The organism is Protofrankia sp. Cas8 (assembly GCF_963555845.1).
Taxonomy (GTDB): Bacteria; Actinomycetota; Actinomycetes; order Frankiales; family Frankiaceae; genus Protofrankia.
In genome coordinates this window covers 3,573-10,651 of record NZ_CAUVXI010000087.1, presented here as the reverse complement: position 1 = coordinate 10,651, position 7,079 = coordinate 3,573, and the positions used below count along the sequence as shown (strand labels likewise).

4 protein-coding genes are annotated in these 7,079 nt (G+C 67.5%); all 4 read left to right on the top strand.

Features of this window, described 5'->3' with window-relative positions:
- Positions 1–63 precede the first annotated feature (63 nt).
- The 4 genes from U9977_RS14130 (at position 64) to U9977_RS14115 (ending at position 7,027) form a co-directional block, all read left to right on the top strand.
- A complete protein-coding gene (locus U9977_RS14130; RefSeq protein WP_322749710.1) occupies positions 64–471 on the top strand; it encodes a VOC family protein in 408 nt (135 codons plus the stop codon).
- Positions 472–1,113: 642 nt separating this feature from the next.
- Positions 1,114–2,652, top strand: coding sequence for a DUF3375 domain-containing protein (locus U9977_RS14125; RefSeq protein ID WP_322749709.1), 1,539 nt, complete (start codon positions 1,114–1,116; stop codon positions 2,650–2,652).
- Positions 2,649–3,629 carry a DUF4194 domain-containing protein gene (locus U9977_RS14120; RefSeq protein ID WP_322749708.1) on the top strand — a complete coding sequence of 327 codons (981 nt, stop codon included), beginning with the start codon at positions 2,649–2,651 and terminating at the stop codon, positions 3,627–3,629. The genes U9977_RS14125 and U9977_RS14120 overlap by 4 nt, the downstream gene beginning before the upstream one ends.
- Positions 3,626–7,027: an ATP-binding protein gene (locus U9977_RS14115; RefSeq protein ID WP_322749707.1), complete on the top strand. Its 3,402-nt coding sequence runs from the start codon at positions 3,626–3,628 to the stop codon at positions 7,025–7,027. The genes U9977_RS14120 and U9977_RS14115 overlap by 4 nt, the downstream gene beginning before the upstream one ends.
- Positions 7,028–7,079: the final 52 nt, after the last annotated feature.

Below are 7,079 nucleotides of genomic sequence, written 5' to 3'. Positions count from 1 at the left end.
TACGTTGTACGACGTACAGAGTACCATGTACAGAGTTCTTTGCCGGCAAGTCGAGGAGTCCTGATGCAGGTCACATCCACCACCCTTTCATTGACGGTCGACGACGTCGCAGCCTCCCGCGACTTCCTCGTCGATCACTTCGGATACCGGGAGAGGGTCGTCGCCGAAGGTTTCGTCTCCCTGGGCCGTGACGATGCCGCCGTCGACATCGTGCTGCTGCGGCGAGGGATCGAGGTGCTACCCGAGGGTCTGCGCGACCAATCCGCGGCCGGCGTGATCGTCGCCCTGGTCGTGGCCGACCTTGCCGCGCAGGAGGCGCGACTGCGTCGGGAAGGGGTGCCGATCACGATGCCGATGCAGGAGGAGGAGTGGGGCGAGCGGCTGTTCCAGGTCACCGACCCGAACGGCGTCGTCATCCAACTCGTCGAGTGGGTCGAGGGCGGGCACTCCTGGGCCGGCGACCGAAGCTGATCGGACCACGCACCGCACACCATCCGACGATCAGGGAGAGCGGGATCATTATCCACGACATCATCCGCGTCCGCGGCGCCCGGTAGAACAACCTCGACGGCGTCGATGTCGATGTCGACACCCCCAAACGCAAGATCACGATATTCGCCGGGGTGTCTGGATCGGGGAAGTCGTCGCTGGCGGTCGACACGATCGTGGCGGAATCCAGACGGCTGCTCCACGAGACCCATGCGGCGTTCATCCAGTCGCTGCTACCCAGCTCCGGCGGACTTGGTCGCGTACCGCGTCGTGGCGCTTCTTCGTGACACCGCGGTCCTTCTTCGGCGCGGGCAGAAGCGGCTCGACCACGTCCCGCTCCTCATCCGAATCCGACAGCTCCGAAGTCCCGACGGTCCCGACCTGGCAGCAGGCGCCCACCCACGCCGCAAGCCGTCACGAAGGCCACACGCCGCCTGTACCAGACAAGATCCCGAACGGGCTCCACGAGGGCCCACCATAGATCGATCACGGATGCGCGCCCTTCCGGCAGGTGTATCGGGAGGAGTGCGCAGTGCGCACGGCGGCCAGTCGATGTCCGTGGAACTGTCGGATACAGCATCTACCGTGTACCGATACCGATACCGGAACAGGAAGGCGGCCGACGTGAGCGACATCCTCGCCGAGCTCGCGCGAGTCCGTGACGCCTTCGACAAGCCGACCCTGCGGCTGCTCGATCGCAAGTGGGCGCCGTTGGTCCTCGCTGTCTTCCGCACGACGTTCACCCGTGACCAGCGCGCTGTCGCTGCCGAGCGCCTGCACCAGCAGGTCGACAACTATTTCGACGAGCTCCGTCTCGCTGGCGAGCCTGTCCCCGACGGTGTGGGCCGGGCCCTGTGCATGCAATGGCTCAGTCACAACTGGCTCGTCCGCACCCGCGACGACGACGGCGCCGAGCACTACACACTTACCTCGTACACCCTCGAAGCGCTCGACCTCGTCCAGTCCCTTGCCCGCGACCGCACCCTCATCAGCGAGTCTCGCATCCACACCATCCTCGACGTCGTCCGCCGCTTCGCCACCGAAGCGAACCCCGACCGGCAGACGCGCATCGAATGGCTCAACGCACAGATCGCCGAGCTGACCGCCGAACGCGACCGTCTCGAAGCCGGCGGCGACATCCAACCTGCTACCAACGACCAGATGCTCGACGGCTACACGAATCTGTTGTCGCTCATCGGGCAGTTGCCCAGCGACTTCAAGCGCGTCGAGGAAGCCGTCGCCGCGATGCACCGGCAGATCATCAGCGATTTCCGGGGTGAAACCCGTCCCATCGTCGAGGTCATCGACGACTACCTCGCGAAGTCCGACTCACTGATGAAGCTCACCGCTGAAGGGCGTGCGTTCGAGGGTGCGTTCACACTGCTGCGGGACGAGCCGCTGCTGGTCGACCTGCGCCGCGACCTCGACATCATCCTTACGCACCCGTTCGCGCAGGCACTCACGCCCGCCGAGCAGCGCGAGTTCCGCCGCACAGTGAAGATTATTCAGGAGGGCATCCGTGACGTCCTCACCCAGCGGCAACGCTTGTCCGCGACGCTGCGCGACCACATCGTCCACTACAACGTCGTCCATGACCGGGAACTCGACGTCACCCTGCGGCAGATCAACCTGCAGCTCGCGAGTTGGATGCGCGCCGCCGGTCCACGCTCCAGGGTCGGCATCGAAGTCGTACCCGCGAAAATTGACGTCAAGCACCTGCGAGAACGTTTCTGGGACCCCGCCGAAGACGCCCTGCCACCGCCGCTGGAGGAAGTCTCCGACACCGTCCCGCCCGTACTAGACCTCGACGCCATCCGCAACCAGGGCGGCCCCACCCTCACCCGACTCGGCCAAGAGCTCATCGCCGCCACGGCCGTCGGCGAGCTCGACAGCATCGCGGAAGTGTTCGCGGCGTTGCCGGACGACCTGCGTCGGCCCGTCGAACTCCTCGGACTCATCCACCTGTTCCTCGGTGCCCGGGCCGACAGCCCCGACAGCCCCGACAGCGACATCACCGACGCCGGAGCGCACGTGGCCGCATTCGCGCGGGAGGAACGCGTGGAAGCGGTCCGCCCTGACGGTGCCCGCCGCGTCTTCGCCATGCCGGTCCTGCCGCTGCGCACGGCCGACGCCGACGTCCTCGCCGAAGGAGTCAGCCCATGACCGCCACAGCCGGCGCCACCTACGGTGACCGCAGCATCAGCCAACCGGCCCAGCGGCTTACTGACGATTACAGCGAGCAGAAACCGATGGCCGTCCCCGAACCTGTCATGACGGGCCTGGCCGACGATCTCGACCCCGACGACGAGTTCGACGACGAGTTCGACGACGAGTTCGACGACGCTGGCAGCGACGCGTTCATCAGCGGACCCGGCGTCGTTGAGGATGTCGACGTCGACGGCCGCAGCGTGTCGCTGTTCGAAGGCGACGAAGGCACCCTCACCTATGAGCAGCGCCGTACCCTCGTGTACCTCCTCAAACAGCGCTACATCAGTGCCGAGCAGAACCCCGCCGAATGGCGCACCCTCATAGACGCTCAGGTTCCATTGCGGTCCCGGCTCAACGACCTGTTCCTCGACCTGCACGTCGATCTGCACGCACAGATCGCGTTCAAGCGTCAAGCTGTCCCCGAAGGCGACGGGCGCTTTCCCACACTGCTGCACGACATCGCGCATACCCGCGAAGAAACCATTCTGCTGATCTTCCTCCGGCAACGGTTCCGGTCCGAACGCGCCGACGGTACGGACGCGGTCCTCGTCGACCGCGAAGAGCTTCTCGACGCCGTTGCGCACTTCCGCCCGCCGGGTGCCAACGACCGCTCCGGCGATGCCCGCAAGGTCGAGAACGCGATCGTGTCGCTGCAGCGCTCCGACATCTTACTCAAGACCGCGGATGAACAGCGGCTGCGTGTCGCCCCCGTCATCGAAGTCCTCTTGCCTTTGCAGCGCCTGCAGGAGCTCCTGGACACCCTTCTCACCCTCAACGGCCAGATCCCCGCAGCCGACGCGGGCAACCGCACCCTCGCGGCCCAACTCGACTTCGGCGCCGAGCCCACGGCCAACAGCACCGGCCCTGGGGAGGACCTCGGCTGGATCGACGCAGCTGACGACGACACCGACACGACAGGACGGTGCGCATGAGCCAACCGGCGCTGCTGCCTGATCCGACCGAGACCGGCGAGACCCAATGGATTGCCGAGTCGATGCAGCTGGTCAACTGGGGCGGGTTCCACGGCTGCACTCTCATCGAGTTCGACGCGGAAGCGACCCTGGTCTCTGGCGCGTCCGGCACCGGGAAATCGACCGTCCTCGACGCCTATCTCGCGCTGATGATGCCGTCGGACACCCCGTTTAACGGCGCCTCCAACGATGCGGCTGCCGGCCGAGCCCGCAACCCGGAGCAGCGCAACCTGCTCACCTACCTGCGCGGCAAGACCGACGACAGCCGTGAAGCCGGCACCGGAGCACTCACCGACAAGGTGTTGCGTGGCGTCGACGGTCCCACCTGGGGCGCGATCGCGTTGACGTTCGCCGATGGTGGCGGCCGCCGACTCACGGTGCTACGCGCCTACCACGTGTCGCGTGGCGCTGTCGCGTCCAAGGACGTCATGATGAAAATGGCGACCCTCGAAGGGCGTCTCGACCTGCGCGAGCTCGAGCCGCTCGCTGCGGCCAAGTTCGACAAGGGCACTCTGAAGACCCGCTGGCCGTCGATGTTCGTCGCGACCTCCTACACCGAGTTCGCGCAGCGGCTGTTCGACCGGCTCGGCATCGGCGCCGGAGGAGACGGCGCCAAGGCATTGCGGCTGCTCGCCCGCATCCAGGCTGGGCAGCAGGTCCGCACCGTCGACGGGCTGTACAAGGCGATGGTCCTCGAGCAGCCCGCCACCTACGGCGCCGCCGACAACGCCGCCAAGCATTTCGACGACCTCGACGCGTCCTATCAGGAGATGCAGACCGCCGCGGCGAAGCAGCACACCCTTGCGCGGCTGCCACAGCTGTGGGACGAGCGCGGACAGGCCCACGCCGACGAGAGACTCATCGACACATTCGGCGCCACTCGCACCGGCGACACACCATTCCTGCTGTGGCAGCTGCGCACCCGTGACCGACTGCTCGACGTCGCCACACGCACCGCGCTTGAGTCCCGCCCGCTGCTCACAGAGCGCACCCGCGCCGCCCGCAAGGAGCAGACCCGACTCAAGGGCGAAATCGCCGGTGTCGAAGAGGCGCGACGCGCTGCCGGCGGCGACACCATCGAGCGCCTCAAGGCCGAGATCGAAGCCGCCCAGGGCGCCCGCGACACCGCCCGGGACCGTCGCAACCGCTTCGCCGCGAACACCATCGACCTCGGCATCGACCCGGCGACAGCAGCCGACTTCGCCGCCGCGCAGACCGCCGCGCGGACATTCCTCGGCGAGCTGCCCGCCACGCTCGAGGAGCTGGCAGACGAGCAGGCGGGCCTGCGCAAGAAAGGCTGGCCCGCGCAGGCCCGCCGCGCCGACCTCGACGCCGACCGTAACTCGCTCACGGGGCGCACCGGCCGTGTCCCGCGTCGGTTGCACGAGGCACGCCTTGCGATCGCGGCCGCCGCCGACATCGACCCGGCCCAGCTGCCGTTCGTCGCCGAGCTCATCGACGTCGCACCCGGCGAGCAGGAGTGGCGCAAGGCCGCCGAAGTCACCCTCTACTCGATCGCGCGCATCCTGCTCGTCGACGACCGTCGCCTGCGGCAGCTCTCACGCGCCATCGACCCCATCCGCCTGCCGATCCGCGTCCAGTTCGAAGGTGTCGCACTCCGCGCCCACGCAGAGGAGCCCGGTAACCCGCGTTACGTGTCCGGCAAGCTGCTGTACAAGGAGTCCCCGTTCAGCTGGTGGATCCGCGAGCGTGTCACGCGCCGCAGCACCGACCACCTGTGCGTCGAGACGCCTGCGGACCTCGACGGCGACGGAGCGCGCGTCACCCGCAACGGGCAGACTCGCAACGGCCGCCGCGGCGCGCACGGCGACCTCACCGACGCATCCGTCATCGGGTTCTCCTCCGCCGACCGGCTCGCCGAGATCAACACTGAGATCGCAGCCCTCGACGTCTCCCTCGGGGACCTCCTGCGCCGTGAAGCCGCGTTCGGCCAGGAGGCGCTGCGGCTGCACCAGCTCGAGGGCGCGCACAAATGGGTGCAGGCCACCGAATGGGCAGACATCGACGCTGACGGCAGCCAGGCGTACCTGGCTGGCAAGCAGGGCGAGCTCGCCCGACTGCTGGCGGCACATGACGTCCTCGCGGCCCTCGACGAACAGCACTCCGGCCTGGAACAGCTGATGTCGGAGGTGCAGGCTGAGTTCGTCCGCGCGAACGACCGCCTCGTCGTTGTCGAGGCCGAGTACGCGAAGCTGTGCGAGCAGCAGGACGAGACGACGCTCGCGATCGACCGCATCGATGCCGACGGCACCGTCACACTCACCGACAGCCAGCGCGACTACCTCGACACGGTCTTCACCGACGTCGGCAGCCTCGACAGCCTCGCCGACTTCGACCGCAGCCTGCCAAAGATCCGCTCCCGCCTGATCGAACGAACGTCCCGCGCCCGGGAGAAGGTCTCCGAAGCGACCAACACCTTGATCGGCACCTTCGAGCAATTCCAATCCCGCTGGCCCGACCCGAACCGCGGCGTCGGCATCGACTCCTACCCCGAGTACCGCGACATCCTCGACAAGATCGTCGCGGTCGGCCTCGCCGAGCGCCGCCACGAATGGCGCCGCCGCCTGTCGGAGTGGAGCGGGCAGGACCTTGTCCCTCTGTCGGGCGCGTTCGGCGCCGCGTTCGACGAGATCCGCGCCCGCCTCGACCCGATCAACGACATCCTCGCCGCCCTGCCGTTCGGCCCCGCGAACGACCGGTTGCGCATCTCGCTGAGGGTGCTTCAATCCGACGATGTCGCCCGGTTCCGCAGACAACTCGCGCACCTCGCATCCGGCGTCACCGACGACGTCAGCGACGAGCAGGCCGAGCAGCGGTTCCTGCAGCTGCGGTCGTTCATCGCGCTCCTGCGCAAGCCTGACGACAGTGCGAGACCGGCCGGCGTCAACCGCGACGTGTACCTCGACGTGCGCCGGCACGTGGAGATCACCGCCGTCCGCGTCGACGTCCATGGCCGCGAGCTCGCCACGTACGCGTCCCTCGGCGGCAAAAGCGGCGGCGAGACACAGGAGCTGATGGCGTTCGTTGTCGGCGCCGCGTTGCGCTACCAGCTCGGCGACGAGGACCGCCGGCCACGATTCGCCCCCGTGTTCCTCGACGAAGGCTTCATCAAGTCCGACTCCGAGTTCGCCGGCCGGTCGGTCCAGGCGTGGAAGAAACTCGGATTCCAACTGATCGTCAGCGCTCCACTCGACAAGGTGACCGCGCTCGAGCCAGCCATGCCGCTCATCCTCACCGTCACCAAATCCCCAAAGGGCTACTCGCACGTGACCCGACTACGCGGCATCGACGACGAGACCCCGGTCTCCGTTACCAACCCGGACGGGCCACGCACGTGAAGACGCCGGAGCAGGTCGTAGCAGACACCAGGGGTTATCAACCCGCCGGCGT